Below are 14,804 nucleotides of genomic sequence, written 5' to 3'. Positions count from 1 at the left end.
TTAGTATCAAAAGCACTGTTATTCCCCTGATTCTTAATCATTTTTCGACAAAAACTATGAAGAATATTTTGTTGTTTGGCGCCGGGAAATCGGCCACGAGTCTGATCGATTATCTCTTAACCAATGCGCCCAGACAAAAATGGCATCTGACTGTTGCAGATCACGACCTGTCTCTTATCAAGTCTAAAACAGGAAAGTCATATTATGCTACCCCGGTAGCACTGGATATAAACGACCAGGCTGCCAGGTTACAACTTATCAGGGAAACCGATCTCGTTATCTCCCTATTGCCTCCCACTCTTCATATTTTAGTCGCCAGGGATTGCCTGGAAGCCAAAAAGAACTTACTGACCGCCTCCTACATAGATCCTGAAGTGCGTAAACTGCAAGCGGATATAGAAAATGCGGGACTGCTGTTTATGTACGAAATGGGACTGGACCCCGGTATTGACCATATGTCGGCCATGAAACTCATTCATTCTATTGAGAAAAAAGGCGGCCAGATCTTTTCGTTTAAATCCTACTGCGGGGGATTGATATCACCCGACAGCAACGATAATCCCTGGCAGTACAAAGTATCCTGGAATGCACGTAACATCGTGTTGGCAGGCAGCTCCGGCGCCACGTACAAAGAAAAAGGCAAGGTAAAGGAACTCTCCTACGAGCAACTGTTCGACCACACCAAAACGATCTACGTACCGGGGCTGGGTAAACTGGCCTTTTATCCTAACCGCGATTCCCTTTCCTACATGGAGGAATATAAGCTCACCGAGCTCGCCACCTTCATGCGGGCTACCCTCCGGTTTCCCGACTTCTGCGAAGGCTGGAATGCCCTGATAAAGTTGGGCCTCACGGAAGATAGTCATAAAATTGCGACAGATCGGCTCACCTATATCGGCTGGGCTACCCGCCTTGTTCCCGAACAATCCGGCAGCACTGAAGAGAACCTGGCGCAGTTCCTGGGAGTTAGCACCAAATCAAAAGTAATCCGTCAGCTAAAATTTCTCGGCTTATTAAGCCCAGATGTTATAAATTTAGGGGAGAAAACCAATGCGGAGATACTCCAGTTCCTGGTTGAGTTTAAACTCAGAATGGAGCCAGCCGACAAAGACATGATTGTAATGATGCATGAAATTGAATTCGAGCGGCGCAATATGGCCACTAGGATGCTCAGCTACATGATTGTTCAGGGTGAAGATAATATTCACACCGCCATGGCTAAAACAGTAGGACTTCCACTGGGTATTATGGCCAAACTGTTGTTACAGGAGAAAATTACTTTGACAGGACTTCATATTCCGGTAATGCCGGAAATTTACAACCCCGTTCTGAAAGAATTAGAAGATTACGATATAAGATTTGAGGAAAGCTTTGAATAGCAACGTTATTGTTTTCCTATGACGGACTCTATCGGGCACCCAAGGACTTGTGATACCTCCCCTTTATGCGGGGAGGTTTTTCATTTTATAAAATACTTAATAGTTCCAGCACTCCTTCTGTAGCTGGCTTCTCAATCCGGTGCAGGTTAGCTGCCCCTTCTACAAGTGGTATTTTGCGGTCAATAATATACACCGGCACATGCGTCCTTACATAATTTAGCAGGTTAGCCGCGGGATACACCTGCAGCGACGTGCCTATCACTACAAAAATATCGGCACGGCGTACTTCCATCAACGCAGGTTCTATCATAGGTACGGCTTCGCCAAACCAAACAATGTGCGGGCGCAGCTGCCCTCCGTCTTCCGCTACATCTCCCATTTGTATATCCTCGTAGATATCGTAGATCAACTCCTCGTTACTCACGCTGCGCATCTTGAAAATCTCTCCATGCAAATGCAGTACCCGTGTTGATCCGCCACGCTCATGCAAGTCGTCGATGTTCTGGGTGATCACGCACACGTCGTATTTTTCTTCCAGCCTGGCCAGGCCTGTATGTGCAGCATTAGGGAGCGCCGCTTTCACATCTTTCCGGCGGCCATTGTAAAAGTCCTGGACAAGGGCGGGATTCTTTTGCCATCCTTTAGGAGAAGCCACTTCATATACATCATAGCCTTCCCATAATCCATCGGTATCTCTAAAGGTCCGGAGGCCACTTTCTGCGCTGATGCCGGCTCCGGTCAGCACCACTAATCTTGGTTTCATGTTTTTTCGTTTATTGGTTTACGTTATTGGGGTTAAAATAAATTCTGTTGCTCTATAAATATAAGAAGAAAACCCTTACAGCGGGCTACAACGACCGCGGGTGTATCAAAACATTGATACACCCGCGGCACTATATTACAGTAAAAACGATTATTTCTTCATGCCTCCCATCTCCATAATCACTTCAAATTCTTCTGGCTTTACATCACATACCGACAAGCGGCCCTGGCGGATCAACGAGAAGTTCGCCAGCTTTTTTTCCGCTTTCATCTGTGCCAGTGTAACGAATTGTTTGAAAGGTTTCAGCGGCTTCAGATCTACTACTACCCAATTAGGATCCGGTGTGGTAGGGTCCTGGTAAGCTTCTTTTGCTACCGTTGCCAGACCTACAACCTCCAATCCTTCATTACTGTGGTAGAACAACACCTGGTCGCCCTTTTTCATGCCTTTGAGGTTATTACGCGCCTGGTAGTTACGCACGCCGTCCCAGAAAGTAACCTTGTCTTTTACAAACTGTTCCCAGGAGTACTTAAACGGTTCTGACTTCACCAGCCAATAATTCATATTGCATTCAGTTTTCAGGTTTGAGGATATGCCGGGTTACCAGCCACTGGCCAGTACATCGGCGATGTGCATCACTTTAATATTGGTGCCATGTTTACGGATATAGCCATCCAGGTGCATCAGGCAAGACAGATCTGTAGAAATCAAGTAGTCAGCGCCGCTGTTCACCGCATTGTTTACTTTTTGTTCTCCCATCCCCATGGAAATGGGTTCAAACTTCACCGCAAACGTGCCTCCAAATCCGCAACAGGTTTCACAGTCGTTCATCTCTTTCAGTTCCAGTCCCCTTACTTTTTCCAATAGTTTGCGGGGGCCTTCCTTGATACCGCATTCGCGCAGGGCGCCGCAGGCATCATGATAGGTGCCTACGCCATTAAGAGTAGCTCCCAGGTCGGTAACGTGCAATACATCCGTGAGGAATTCAGTGAACTCGAACAAGTTTTTCTTCAGCAGTTTCACATCGTTATGCGCGGCAGAATTGTCAAACAATTTACCATAGTAATTGCGAACAAACCCTGTACAGGAACCACTTGGGGCAACAATGTAATCGAAGGTTTTGAAATCTTTTACAAACTTGGTAGCAATGGTGCGGCATTCATCCTGGTAGCCCGCATTATATGCCGGCTGGCCGCAACAGGTTTGCTCCGTGTTATACATTACATTACAACCGAGTTTCTCCAACACTTTCACCATATTAAAGGCTGTTTCGGGAAACAACTGGTCTACAAAACACGGTATAAATAACTGTACATTCATCTTGTTAGTTTCAGCTTTTAGCCAATTTCCGTTGCAGGGCAATCATCTTCAGGGCGGTGATGGCTGCTTCCTCTCCCTTGTGGCCGTGAGCGCCTCCCAGCCTGTCGAGTGCCTGCTGTTCATTATCCACTGTCAGAATTCCAAATATAACAGGAACAGGTAACTGAAGGTTCAATTGCAGGATACCTTCTGTTACGGCTTTACACACATAGTCGAAATGTGGCGTTTCGCCGCGGATCACGCAACCGAAAGCAATAATAGCGCCAGGCTGTTTACCTGTGCCTTTGGTAGTTTCCCAATATTGCCTGCAGGCGTAAGGTAATTCAAATGCGCCAGGTACAATGATCTTCTCTGACCTTGTCACCTGGTACTGATCCAGGGCTTTTTCACAGCCGGCTACCAGTTCATTGACGATGGCAGCATTCCATTCGGTATACACCATAACAACACTGGCATCCTCCAGGTTGAGAATGCCAGCGTCGTTAAGTAAGCTCTTATTATGCTCAGACATATTTTTCCGCTTTAAAAACAGCTGGCTGTCAGTGATGTACACTAACAGCCAGTTGTAATATTAGTTCTTTACGTCACCCAGTCTAGCCAGGTACTTATCCATTTCACGACCTTCGTTGGTCAGTGGGAATTTCTCTTTAATTTCTTTGTAGATGGTGATGGCTTCCTGTGCCTTACCTGCTTTTTCCAGGGCCTGACCGGCGCGGAACAGGTAAACAGGAGAAGTCAGTTCATTATCATTGTAGTGAGCTGCTTTTTTGTAAGCTTCAATACCCTCTGCAGTTTTATTCATTTCCATGTAAGCATCTCCGATCAAACCGTAAGCAGTAGGCTGCAACAGTAAGTCGTTAGAGCTAAAGGAATTCAGCATGTCGATACCTTTCTGGAATTCACCCAGGTGGATATAACAAACGCCTGCACTGTATTTGGCGAGGTTACCTGCCTTAGTGCTGCCGTATTTTTCCGCTACCTGTAAAAAACCATAATTATTACCGTCACCATTCAGCGCCAGTTTGAAGGAATCCACGGCAAAATAGTTCTGCGCATGGAATACCATTTCCTGTGCTTTGGTTTCGTTTGGCTGTTTAACAAAACGGTTATAGGCGAAGAAACCGCCTACTACCACCACCACAGCTAATACTGCGATAGAAATAACGTTCTTGTTTTTAAAGAAGAAATCTTCTGCCCGGTGCATGGATGCTTCCAGGTCAAAATCTTTAGTAGGTTGAGGCGTGGTGGCTTTATCTTTAGTTTCTGCCATTGTAAGGTGTAATTGTGATTTGCTTGATTATTTAATAGGTAACGAACGGCTCAGTTATTAGTGTTTCCTTTAGCCAATACAGCGAAGAGCATTATACATCCTCTTCGCCGTATTGGTTACCGGGCAAAATACTAACCCTAATATGCTTAGTCAACGATAAATGGATAGTCTTCCTGTACGTAAACGTCTTTCAGGAGCTCATCATCGCTTGGCCATGGAGACTCTTCTGCAAAAGTTACGCATTCTTCAACTTCTGCTTTTACGCGTTCATTGATTGCTTCAATTTCTGCTTCAGTAGCCCATTTATTTTTCTGGATAACTCTCAGTACTTCGTTGATCGGATCTTTCTCTTTGTACTCTTCCAGTTCTTCTTTGGTCCGATATTTCGCCGGATCGCTCATAGAGTGACCACGGTAGCGGTACGTTTTGATTTCGAGCAAGGTAGGTCCGCCATTTTCACGGGCGCGTTTTACGGCTCTTTCGATACCATCATGTACTGCTTCGCAACTCATACCGTCGATAGAATCGGCCGGCATTTCATACGCATCTGCTAATTTATAGATGTCCAATACGTTGGAGGTACGTTCTACGGAAGTACCCATGGCGTACATGTTGTTTTCGCAAATGAAAATAACCGGGAGTTTCCAGGTCATCGCCATGTTGAAAGTTTCATGGAGAATACCCTGACGGGCAGCGCCATCACCGAAGAAACACAACACTACGTTGTCTGTTCCGGTATATTGCTCTGCCAGGGCCAGACCAGCGCCTGTGCCTATCTGGGCTCCCACAATACCATGGCCGCCAAAGAACCCGTGCTCTTTCGAGAAAAAGTGCATACTGCCTCCCTTTCCTTTCGAACAACCGGTTGCTTTACCATACAGTTCTGCCATACAAGCCTTCGCTGAAATTCCCTTAGCAATTGCCAGCGCATGATCACGATAAGCTGTGATGAATTTATCCTCCGGCTTGGTAGCTGTAATCGCACCAGCAGCTATTGCTTCCTGTCCTATGTACAAATGACAAAAACCACGGATTTTTTGCATCCCGTACAATTGGCCTGTCTTTTCTTCAAAGCGGCGCAGCAAAAGCATCAATTCATACCAGTACAGATATGTCTCTTTGGTGAATTTCGTCTTCACGTCTGTTTTAGTTTGCACTCTTTCTAAATTTGTTCGCAAATATAACAGGAAAATCGTAAAATATAAATATCAATTCTAATTCCCATTAAATTATGCAAATTGATCAATTTCAAACAGTTTTGCATTTAATTGCACCTGAATCACAGGGAAGTTCCCATTAGCGCGGTTTTTTATCACTTATAAAGTGGATTATTTTCGCATATTATTAATTACGCATAACTTTTTTCTTTGCTTTATATAAATAAAATATCACTCGTCCAGTTCAAAAACTACCAGCAGGCCAGCTTTTCGTTCCAACACCGCATTGTTGGCATTACGGGCAGAAATGGCGCCGGTAAAACCAACCTGTTAGACGCCATCTACTATCTTTGCTTCACCCGCAGCTATTTTACCAGCAGCGACACTCAGAATACCCGGTATCAAACCAACGGCTTCCGCCTGGAGGGCCTCCTGGAAAAAAACGGGCAGGCCGAAAAAATTGTATGTACGGTGAAAGATGGTAAAAAGGAGATCTCCCTCAATGACGATAAATATGACCGGTTTTCCCGGCATATCGGGCATTTTCCGGCGGTGATGATCGCCCCTGATGATGCAGACATTATCCTGGGAGGCAGCGAAGAAAGACGCAAATGGCTTGATAGCCTCCTGTCGCAGCTCTATCCCGACTACCTGGACCACCTGATCATTTATCAGAAAATATTATTACAGCGCAATACGTTACTGAAAAATATGGCGACCACCGGCCAGCAGCAAGACCAGCTGCTGGATGTGTTCGACCTGCAGCTGGTCTTGCATGGCGTACCCGTGTACGAAACGCGCCAGGCTTTTCTCCGGACATTTATTCCCAAAGTGCAGCAGCTGTACGATTATATTGCCGGCACCCATGAAGTGGTGAACATACAATACCAGTGTACGCTGCAGGAAGAGCCCTATGCGGCGCAGCTGCACAAGGCCCGGTACCGCGACATGCAATTACAGCGCACCAGCACCGGTATTCACCGCGACGATCTGCTCTTCCTCCTGGACGGCCACCTGATGAAAACCAGCGCATCCCAGGGGCAGCGCAAAAGCTTTTTATTTGCGTTGAAACTGGCACAATTTGAAATACTACGGCAACATAAAAATTTTCCGCCGCTGCTGCTATTGGATGATGTGTTTGAAAAACTGGACCAGGAAAGGGTACAGCGGTTAATTGCGCTGGTGGCAGGCGATCAATATGGACAGGTATTTATAACAGATACTCATGCAGAACGGCTGCAACAAGCATTTGCGGCTACCGCCGGGGAAATCCAGCTCATTGCCATCTAACGTATATTCTTTGCGGCATGCCGCTCTAAAATTTACTACCTTTGCACCATGCGTCATGGAACTACCAGTATAGGAGATGCACTCCGGGAATTTATGAATAAGAGCAGGATGAAACCCCGTCTCACGGAGGTGCGCATCCAGGAAAATTGGGAACAGATTATGGGGAAAACAATTGCCCGGTATACACAGAGCATTCAGCTGATAGACGGTAAATTGATTGTTACTACAACAGTGGCGCCACTAAAGCAGGAGTTAACTTATTCTAAAGATAAGATCATCAAGCTGGTAAATGAAATGCTTGGAGAAAGCATTGTTAAAGACGTGATGATCAGGTAAAAAGAGATCAGTTGGATGCAAACTGACGGATCAACGTATTAATATCAGACATTTTCAGGGTTGTTTGTAAATTCACGATCACAAAGTCGCTCTCATCCTGTATCAGCATCACTACCTTACCCAATTCATCGTCGGTTCCTTTATTCAGGATATGTACCCGGCTGCCTTTATCTCTCACATCCATCAATTCGTCGAAATGATCGTTGCGTAGCAGGTTACTTTTCAGGTCAGCAATGTCCTGGCTATTGACCGTATTGCCGTTAACGTTAGTAATCGTGTATACCTTTGCCTTTTGTATCCCTCTCATCACCCCTTTCATGTCTTTGGAATCATCTGAAAACGAGAGGCAAAAGCCTGCCAGTCGCATCGCGAAGCCGCCTACACTAATGGTACGTACCTCGGAGCAGTGGCGGTATTTGTTGCGAAACTCGCGCAGGGAGCGGTCCTGGGCCTTTACAGCTACCGCAGCTAATAAACAGCAGCCTGCAATAATGAATGCTTTCATGGGTAAATGTTTTAGTTACTTTTTCTTGATGTTTTTTAGTTTGTCCATGCCCTGTATATTAACAGACCCGGCAATCTGGGAAATCTCATTGAGGTCGATGTCGCCGACCAGGCTCATAGCCAGAAATTCGGTGGAACTGCCTACCAGCATGACCAGCTCATTGATATTGCCTTTGGCGTTTTCTTTTACCATGAACTTCAGGTCGCTGTCCTTGTCGCGGAGCGTCATCAGTTCTTCGAAATCGCCTCCCAGGAAAGCCGCTGCTTCTTTATAAAGGCGGGGACCATCTTTGGTACTTTCCTTCGCGAGGATACGCAGTCCTCTTAGTTTCTGGATAACCCGCATCAGGTTCTTGGCATCCGGGTCGCCGGCATCCACCTTAGCAAACATGCTGAACATTTTGGGCGTAATACTGACCAGCGTAAAGTTCCGGTCGTTCTCATACCGCTGAAAGAAGCGGTCTATAGCGCTTCCCTGCTGGGCTGACCCATGGAAGCTGGCAAAGATCGCCATCAATAAAAACAGGAATCGTTTCATTTCTCAATATTTATATCAGGTTTTATAATAGCCATTAGTCATTCTTTCCTTCTACCAGTGAGGTGGCTTCATTGAAGTAGGCCAGCTTCTGCATTTTGGCAGTGCCTTTATTCAGGTTCCTCGCCAGCAGCTGCAGCGCTTTCTTCGTTTCATCGAGGGCTTTCTGCGGGTCGTTCATCTCCTGCTGCCGCAGGGCAATAGCCGCATCCTGCTTACGTACCTGCTGCTGCTTCAGGGCATACCCGATGCCTACCGCCACTAGGGCAACTGCTGCATACTTCATCCAGTGACGCAGCGGCGACAGTTTCACCACCGGGGTGGTTACCGGCAGCATAACCGGGGGTACGTCCCAATCTTTTGCCGCTTCCACGTTAAAATACTGGAATAACGGCGCTGCCTCCTGTAATGCTTCAGGCAAGTCTGCGTGTGGTACACTGAAAAAATCACGGAGCATTGCTTCCTCCTCCAGGGTAGTTTCCCCCTCCCAGTACTTTTCCAGCAAATCGCTGATCCATTTATAATCCATATACCTGCAGGTTTTGTAGTTTCTCCCGTACTGATTTACGGGCACGGTGCAAATTCACTTTTACGTCATTCATGTCTATATCCAGTACGTCGGCGATTTCCTGGTAAGAAAGACCGTCTATATCTCTCAGTTGGAGGATAGTGCGGTATTTCTCGGGCAGGGCGTTGATCGCTACATGTACTTTTCCCATTACGTCATTTTGTTCGGCTGCTGCATGAGGGCTTTGCTGGTGTATAGCAGGCACTTCTCCTGCCCTGTCCAGGTCGTCTGACAAGCGGTATTTCCGCGACTTGATTTTATCCAGCGCCAGGTTGCGGGTAATACGCATGCACCAGGCTTCCATGTTTTGCAGTTCCACCATCTTTTCCTGCATGCTCCATACCTTCATCAGCGCATCTTGTGTAATATCCTGTGCGTCTTCCTCATTGCCCAACAGGCGGAATGCAAAGCGGTAAAGCTTTTGCCGGACGGGGACCACCTGTGTGAGAAATCTTTCGAGTGACATGCAGAATAATGCGTTTGAGAAGAAGACGATTGTAAAAAAAAGATGTTACAGCGATTTTGAAAAAAATATCCGGAGTGATTATTTTTTTTCGTTGATCCTATCTATAGGATTGATAATGATGCTGTTAGCCGGTTAATCCAGTTTTATCCTGGGATCTATCAGCGTGTAGAGCAGATCGGCCAGGAGGTTCACTATGACGAAGATGCCTGCGGTAAAGAGGATGGCTCCCATTACGACAGGGAAGTCAAATTTGTCGAGGGCATCTACCGTTACTTTGCCGATGCCCTTCCATCCAAAGATATATTCTACGAAAAAAGCGCCGGCCAGCAATTCCGCGAACCAGCCGGTGATGGCCGTAATCACTGGGTTTAAGGCATTGGGCAGCGCATGGCGCCAGATGACGGCCGGTTTGGAAAGGCCCTTGGCATAGGCTGTACGGATAAAGTCCTGGTGCAGTACATCCAGCATGGCGCTGCGGGTGAGCTGCACAATGATTGCCAGTGGGCGGATGCCCAATGTGATGGCGGGTAAAATAAGATTACGCAGGTTGAGTATCCTGCCTTTAAACGGATCTACATCAAACAGGCTGCCGGTCATATGCAGCCCGGTATAGTCGCTGAGTACAAAGCCGAAAAGGTAAGCCAATACAATACCGGCAAAAAATGAGGGGGCTGAAATCCCTGCTACGCTTGCAAATACCGCCCCGGTGTCCATCCAGGTATTTTGTTTCACGGCAGATTGAACTCCAAGTGCCAATCCTACCACGGTAGCAAACAACATGGCGGCTACCGCCAATAATAAGGTACCGGGTAAGGCTTCCAGCAAGATATCCCATACCTGCTTTTTTCCCTGGTACGACCGGCGCAGGTAAGGCGTTTTGAGGACCAGGATCTTATTTATTGATATATGCGCTACCGTTATATAATGCAAGTTCTCTTTTGCTTCAGTGACGGTATGTACGCCTATGGGTAACAAATCATTCAGATAATACCCAAACTGCACCCCTACCGGCTGGTCGAGGTGCAATTCTTTCCTTACATTTTCCAGGGAGGCTACGTCTGCCCGCTGCCCCAATGTAAGCCGTGCGGGATCACCGGGCAGTACATTGAACAGGAAAAATACCAGCACCACTACGCCGAGTAGTACGAGTAATCCATAAGCTGTTTTACGGAGCATGAAACGCAGCATCACTATTCAGTTTTTATCTCAGGGGATATCATTATAATGCCATTTCCCTTTAATGGTGCCTTTATTGAGCAACATTAGGCAAGGGTTACTCCTGCCTGCGGTTTTAATCGCCACACCGTCCATTTGCACAAAAGGAAACTCCAGTTCATGTTGTTGCTTAAAGGCGGCTATTTCATCTTTGGTAGAAGCGGTGACACCATATATTAATATCTCCTGGTTCTTCCATTTGGCCTGCAGGGCTTTCATCTTAGCATCCCAGCCGCTGCCTGCGTGCTGAACGTTCTGTACCAGGAACAGGTAAACGGGTTTGTCGGCCGACAATACGGCCTCCGTTTGATTCACCCCATCGAGGTCGGTCAGGATAAAATCCTTGATGGCAGGTTCGGCATTTCCTTTCTTCACCAGTTTATCCTTCCGGTCTACAAACTTCCAGGTACTGTCGGACCAGGGATAGTTATCGGCTGTAAACTCTTTCTTCTGCCCGTCTTTTTCGTAGATGAACACCATCTCATATACGTCGGGCGTAGCACCTGGCGGCAATTTCATCTTTTCGGGAATATTGTTTCCCACTTTATAAGGCAGGCAATCGAATATAGGCAGGTGTTTTAACGTATACGCCTGTACGCCAAAGGATAATAATACGGACAGGATAAATACCAGGGCTGCCCGTTTCACCGGCAGTATTTTTTTGCGGTAAAAGAAGATCACCAGGATCATCAGCAGCAGGATCACATCTTTCCAGAAGGTTTCTACCGGTGTTAATTTGATACAGTCGCCGAAGCAACCACATTCGCGGATAGTTCCGCTAAACAGTGCAAAAGCCGTGAGGAAGGTGAAGAAGATAATCAGCAGCAGTAAAAGTACAGAAAAGATGCGCATGCGGTATCCCACGAGCACGGCCACGCCGGCAATGATCTCAAAGGCATTCATCACCACGGAAAATGCCAGTGAGTAAGGCGACAGGAAAGTGAGGTGCAGTACTTCAAAGAATTCGTCCATCTTATAACTGAGGCCCAGTGGGTCGTTTGCTTTAATAAGCCCCGAAAAGATGAACAGTACCCCTACGATGATGCGTAACAGGTTAAGGATAATCTTCATAAAATAGTTTAATGGTTAAGTAATGGTGAAGTTAAGGACTATCCTGATTTACCTGTATTAGAAAGTGATGAGCGTAACCCATGCAAATCTCTTGCTGAAATAAACATCGAAATCCCTAAATTCGAAAATGATTGATTTTCCTCCTTAGATTTGCAGGCAAAATAAAGAATTTCAGCTAAAAGGCTGGAACTATATGATTAACCGGGAGGTAAAACCTGCTCACTCACCATTCAATGCTATCACATGACACCGCACCATATCCATATGCATCATTCACTGGCTATTAATTGCAGGGGGCAACTATTGTCCCTGGCAGCACCTGTGGTGATGGGTATTATTAATGTAACGGATGATTCCTTTTATGAAGGTAACCGAATGCATCAGCTACACCAGGTAATGGACAAGGTGCAGCAGCACCTGGAAGAAGGCGCCGCTATACTGGATCTGGGGGCACAGAGTACCCGCCCGGGCGCCACGGTGGTAGGCGCCGACGAAGAAATACATCGCTTAATTCCCGCCATCCATGCGATCTTGAACAGCTATCCGAAGGCGATCATTTCCATTGACACCTGGTATGCTTCCGTAGCGGAAAAGGCCGTACTTGCGGGCGCTTCTATTATTAACGATGTCAGTGCGGGGGACCTGGATGCGGCCATGATCCCAACCGTCGGTCAATTACAGGTGCCATATATCGCCATGCACATGCAGGGGAAGCCCGCTACCATGCAGCATAATCCACAGTATGAAGACGTAGTGGCGGAGGTGTTGGATTACCTGCAACGGAAACTGGCTGAGTGCCGGGCTGCCGGGATAAAAGATTTTATTGCAGACCCGGGGTTTGGTTTTGGTAAAACCCTGGATCACAATTATACCCTGCTGGGCAAGCTGCATCTTTTCAGGGATATATTGGGTGTACCGGTGCTGACGGGGATTTCGCGCAAGTCGATGATATATAAGTTACTGGGCGTTACTCCGGTGGAAGCGCTGAATGGCACCACGGTATTGAATACCATTGCCTTGCAGCAGGGCACCCATATCTTGCGGGTGCACGATGTTAAAGCGGCGGTAGAAGCGATAAAGATCACAGAGAAAATGAGGGGCCGTTAAATCTTATCTTACTATTTTTACAATTATGAAGGAAGTTATACAGTTTTATGGAGTTGAGTTTCGCTGGCTAAATGTTTTGGACCTGCTGATTGTTATTTTTTTAATTATTCAATTATACCGTTTATTAAAGGGCAGTCTTGCGTTTAATATTTTCGTAGGTCTGTTAATGGTATATGCCGCCTATTTCCTGGTCAGGGCGTTATCAATGCCTATTTTGACCAGTATCCTGCAAAACTTTATCAATGTCGGGATTATCGCTATCATTATTATTTTTCAGCCGGAGATCCGGAAGTTCTTGCTGGTGCTGGGTAAGAAGACACCTTTGAGCAAGGATAGTTTTTTTACTAAGTTATTCCTGCCTGATAAGTTTAAAAGTTATAAGGAAGAAGAAAATATCATTAACGAAATCATCGTGGCGGTAAGCCGTATGCAAAGTACGTTTACCGGGGCGTTGATGGTGATTGCAACTACTTATCGTGTAAAGTTCGATTCTGCCTCCAGTATTCCAATTGATGGGAATGTAAGTGCCAAGCTGATAGAGAGCATTTTTGAAAAGCATAGTCCGCTGCACGATGGGGCGTTAATCATAGTAGGGAATAAGATCCTGGCGGCCAAGGTAATACTACCGGTATCAGAAAATCCGAATTTGCCTACCCGTATTGGATTAAGACATCGTTCGGCAGTGGGCATTACCGAGCATAGCGATAACCTGGCGATTATAGTATCGGAAGAGCGGGGCACAGTTTCCTATGCTATGGATGGGGTGCTGACCCAGGATGTGTCGCTGGAAGACCTGAAGGTGAAATTATACGAAGTATTGATAGATGGCTACGCCTGATAAGGGGGCAGCATTAGTATATGATATAAAGAAGGGCCCTCGCTGATGCGGGGGCCCTTCTTTATTACGATCGGGTAATTTATTTTTTAACCGGCGCTGGCGCAGCTGGTGCTACAGGAGCAGCTGGTGCTGGTGCACCTGGTTTAATATCTACCAACTGTACGTCGAAAACGAGGATAGAGTTGCTAGGAATTACCGGGGGACTTCCCTGCAGGCCATAAGCCAGGACAGAAGGAATTACCAGGGTAGCTTTGGAGCCTTTTTTCAGACCGCTTAAACCTGCATCCCATCCTTTGATAACGAAACCACGGCCGATAGGGAATTTAATTGGCTCTAAAGGCATGCCTGGACGCATGGTTGAGTCCTGGCTGGAATCGAATACTTTACCGGTGGTGAGTTTACCAGTGTAATGTACGTAAACGGTATCACCTGGATTAGGGGTGCCGCCAGTACCTTCCTGGGTAACTGCTACGTATACGCCTTCTGCGTTTTTAGTAGCGTTGATTTTGTTTTTCTCCAGGTACTCTTTAATGAGTTTTTCGTCTTTCTCTTTCTGAGCTGCTGCTGAATATTTTCCTTCAACCGCGAAAGTGATTTTCAGCTTATCACCTTTCTTACCAAATGGAGGACGTTCCTGCGCTGGTAATGAATCCCATGGAATAACGAAAGTAGCGCTGTCGCCTTCATGGAGGAGGGCAATGCCTTCCATCAGGTCGTACTTGTTTTGTGCTTTAGCCACGAGTACGGGGATGGGTGCGCCTACCATTTTACGGGAATCGCCCAGCAAGGAATCATTGATACGCTGGGTAACGTTCAACAGGGCGGTATCGCCCAATTTCAGTTGTGCTCCGCTGCCGGATTTGTGAACGATATACTCAATACCGCCCGGTGTTTTTTTAACACCTGTACCGCAACTGGCTACGAATAAGCCGAGTGCTGCGGTTGCAACTAATAACTGATTGTGTTTTTTCATTTGATTGTATTA

Annotated in this window: 18 protein-coding genes; 5 read left to right on the top strand and 13 right to left on the bottom strand. The window is 46.5% G+C overall.

Going from position 1 to position 14,804, the window contains the following annotated elements; genetic code table 11:
* The first annotated feature begins 56 nt into the window (after nt 1-56).
* Nucleotides 57-1,379, top strand: a complete 1,323-nt coding sequence (locus HGH90_RS16795) for a saccharopine dehydrogenase C-terminal domain-containing protein (protein ID WP_168763150.1) — start codon at nt 57-59, stop codon at nt 1,377-1,379.
* 85 nt (nt 1,380-1,464) lie between these two features.
* Here HGH90_RS16795 and HGH90_RS16790 read toward each other — a convergent pair whose 3' ends face one another.
* The 6 genes from HGH90_RS16790 to pdhA all read right to left on the bottom strand — a co-directional run bounded on the left by HGH90_RS16790 (nt 1,465) and on the right by pdhA (nt 5,889).
* Complete coding sequence (locus tag HGH90_RS16790; protein WP_168763149.1) at nt 1,465-2,142, bottom strand: SIR2 family NAD-dependent protein deacylase; 678 nt, start codon at nt 2,140-2,142, stop codon at nt 1,465-1,467.
* Nucleotides 2,143-2,292: 150 nt separating this feature from the next.
* Entirely contained in the window at nt 2,293-2,706 is a 414-nt protein-coding gene (locus HGH90_RS16785) for an EVE domain-containing protein (RefSeq protein WP_168763148.1), read from the bottom strand.
* 36 nt (nt 2,707-2,742) lie between these two features.
* The gene (locus HGH90_RS16780) at nt 2,743-3,462 is read right to left on the bottom strand and encodes a (Fe-S)-binding protein (RefSeq protein WP_168763147.1); all 720 of its coding nucleotides are present in this window, start codon (nt 3,460-3,462) and stop codon (nt 2,743-2,745) included.
* Nucleotides 3,463-3,472: 10 nt separating this feature from the next.
* Nucleotides 3,473-3,973, bottom strand: coding sequence for a 6,7-dimethyl-8-ribityllumazine synthase (ribH, locus tag HGH90_RS16775; protein ID WP_168763146.1), 501 nt, complete (start codon nt 3,971-3,973; stop codon nt 3,473-3,475).
* A 60-nt stretch (nt 3,974-4,033) separates the two neighbouring features.
* Nucleotides 4,034-4,732 carry a tetratricopeptide repeat protein gene (locus HGH90_RS16770; RefSeq protein ID WP_168763145.1) on the bottom strand — a complete coding sequence of 233 codons (699 nt, stop codon included), beginning with the start codon at nt 4,730-4,732 and terminating at the stop codon, nt 4,034-4,036.
* A 146-nt stretch (nt 4,733-4,878) separates the two neighbouring features.
* Nucleotides 4,879-5,889, bottom strand: coding sequence for a pyruvate dehydrogenase (acetyl-transferring) E1 component subunit alpha (gene pdhA / locus HGH90_RS16765; RefSeq protein ID WP_317166150.1), 1,011 nt, complete (start codon nt 5,887-5,889; stop codon nt 4,879-4,881).
* Nucleotides 5,890-6,099: 210 nt separating this feature from the next.
* Here pdhA and recF point away from each other — a divergent pair, with 210 nt between their 5' ends.
* Together recF and HGH90_RS16755 are read left to right on the top strand one after the other, a co-directional pair.
* Nucleotides 6,100-7,179 (top strand): DNA replication/repair protein RecF, encoded by a 1,080-nt coding sequence (recF, locus tag HGH90_RS16760; protein ID WP_168763144.1) that lies wholly within the window; start codon nt 6,100-6,102, stop codon nt 7,177-7,179.
* Nucleotides 7,180-7,227: 48 nt separating this feature from the next.
* Nucleotides 7,228-7,515, top strand: a complete 288-nt coding sequence (locus tag HGH90_RS16755) for a DUF721 domain-containing protein (RefSeq protein ID WP_145666492.1) — start codon at nt 7,228-7,230, stop codon at nt 7,513-7,515.
* Between the two features lie 7 nt (nt 7,516-7,522).
* On the opposite strand, the gene HGH90_RS16750 is transcribed toward HGH90_RS16755, so the two are convergent.
* From HGH90_RS16750 to HGH90_RS16725, 6 genes are all read right to left on the bottom strand, one after another.
* Nucleotides 7,523-8,020, bottom strand: a complete 498-nt coding sequence (locus HGH90_RS16750; protein WP_169191590.1) for a DUF4252 domain-containing protein — start codon at nt 8,018-8,020, stop codon at nt 7,523-7,525.
* Between the two features lie 15 nt (nt 8,021-8,035).
* Nucleotides 8,036-8,557 (bottom strand): DUF4252 domain-containing protein, encoded by a 522-nt coding sequence (locus tag HGH90_RS16745; RefSeq protein WP_145666498.1) that lies wholly within the window; start codon nt 8,555-8,557, stop codon nt 8,036-8,038.
* A 34-nt stretch (nt 8,558-8,591) separates the two neighbouring features.
* Entirely contained in the window at nt 8,592-9,083 is a 492-nt protein-coding gene (locus HGH90_RS16740; RefSeq protein WP_168763142.1) for a hypothetical protein, read from the bottom strand.
* The gene (locus HGH90_RS16735; RefSeq protein ID WP_168763141.1) at nt 9,073-9,588 is read right to left on the bottom strand and encodes an RNA polymerase sigma factor; all 516 of its coding nucleotides are present in this window, start codon (nt 9,586-9,588) and stop codon (nt 9,073-9,075) included. Before HGH90_RS16735 ends, HGH90_RS16740 begins: the two co-directional genes overlap by 11 nt.
* 132 nt (nt 9,589-9,720) lie before the next feature.
* Nucleotides 9,721-10,776, bottom strand: coding sequence for an ABC transporter permease (locus tag HGH90_RS16730; RefSeq protein WP_169191589.1), 1,056 nt, complete (start codon nt 10,774-10,776; stop codon nt 9,721-9,723).
* Between the two features lie 18 nt (nt 10,777-10,794).
* Nucleotides 10,795-11,874: a BT_3928 family protein gene (locus HGH90_RS16725; RefSeq protein WP_169191588.1), complete on the bottom strand. Its 1,080-nt coding sequence runs from the start codon at nt 11,872-11,874 to the stop codon at nt 10,795-10,797.
* 243 nt (nt 11,875-12,117) lie between these two features.
* On the opposite strand from HGH90_RS16725, the gene folP reads away from it, so the two are divergent.
* Both folP and HGH90_RS16715 read left to right on the top strand, forming a co-directional pair.
* Entirely contained in the window at nt 12,118-12,981 is an 864-nt protein-coding gene (folP, locus tag HGH90_RS16720; protein ID WP_248277024.1) for a dihydropteroate synthase, read from the top strand.
* A 25-nt stretch (nt 12,982-13,006) separates the two neighbouring features.
* Nucleotides 13,007-13,819 carry a diadenylate cyclase gene (locus HGH90_RS16715; protein ID WP_168763138.1) on the top strand — a complete coding sequence of 271 codons (813 nt, stop codon included), beginning with the start codon at nt 13,007-13,009 and terminating at the stop codon, nt 13,817-13,819.
* Nucleotides 13,820-13,898: 79 nt separating this feature from the next.
* On the opposite strand, the gene HGH90_RS16710 is transcribed toward HGH90_RS16715, so the two are convergent.
* Complete coding sequence (locus HGH90_RS16710) at nt 13,899-14,792, bottom strand: FKBP-type peptidyl-prolyl cis-trans isomerase (RefSeq protein ID WP_168737005.1); 894 nt, start codon at nt 14,790-14,792, stop codon at nt 13,899-13,901.
* Between the last annotated feature and the right edge of the window lie 12 nt (nt 14,793-14,804).

It is taken from the genome of Chitinophaga sp. Ak27 (assembly GCF_012726295.1).
Lineage (GTDB): Bacteria > Bacteroidota > Bacteroidia > Chitinophagales > Chitinophagaceae > Chitinophaga.
This window is presented reverse-complemented; position numbering and strand designations above follow the sequence as displayed.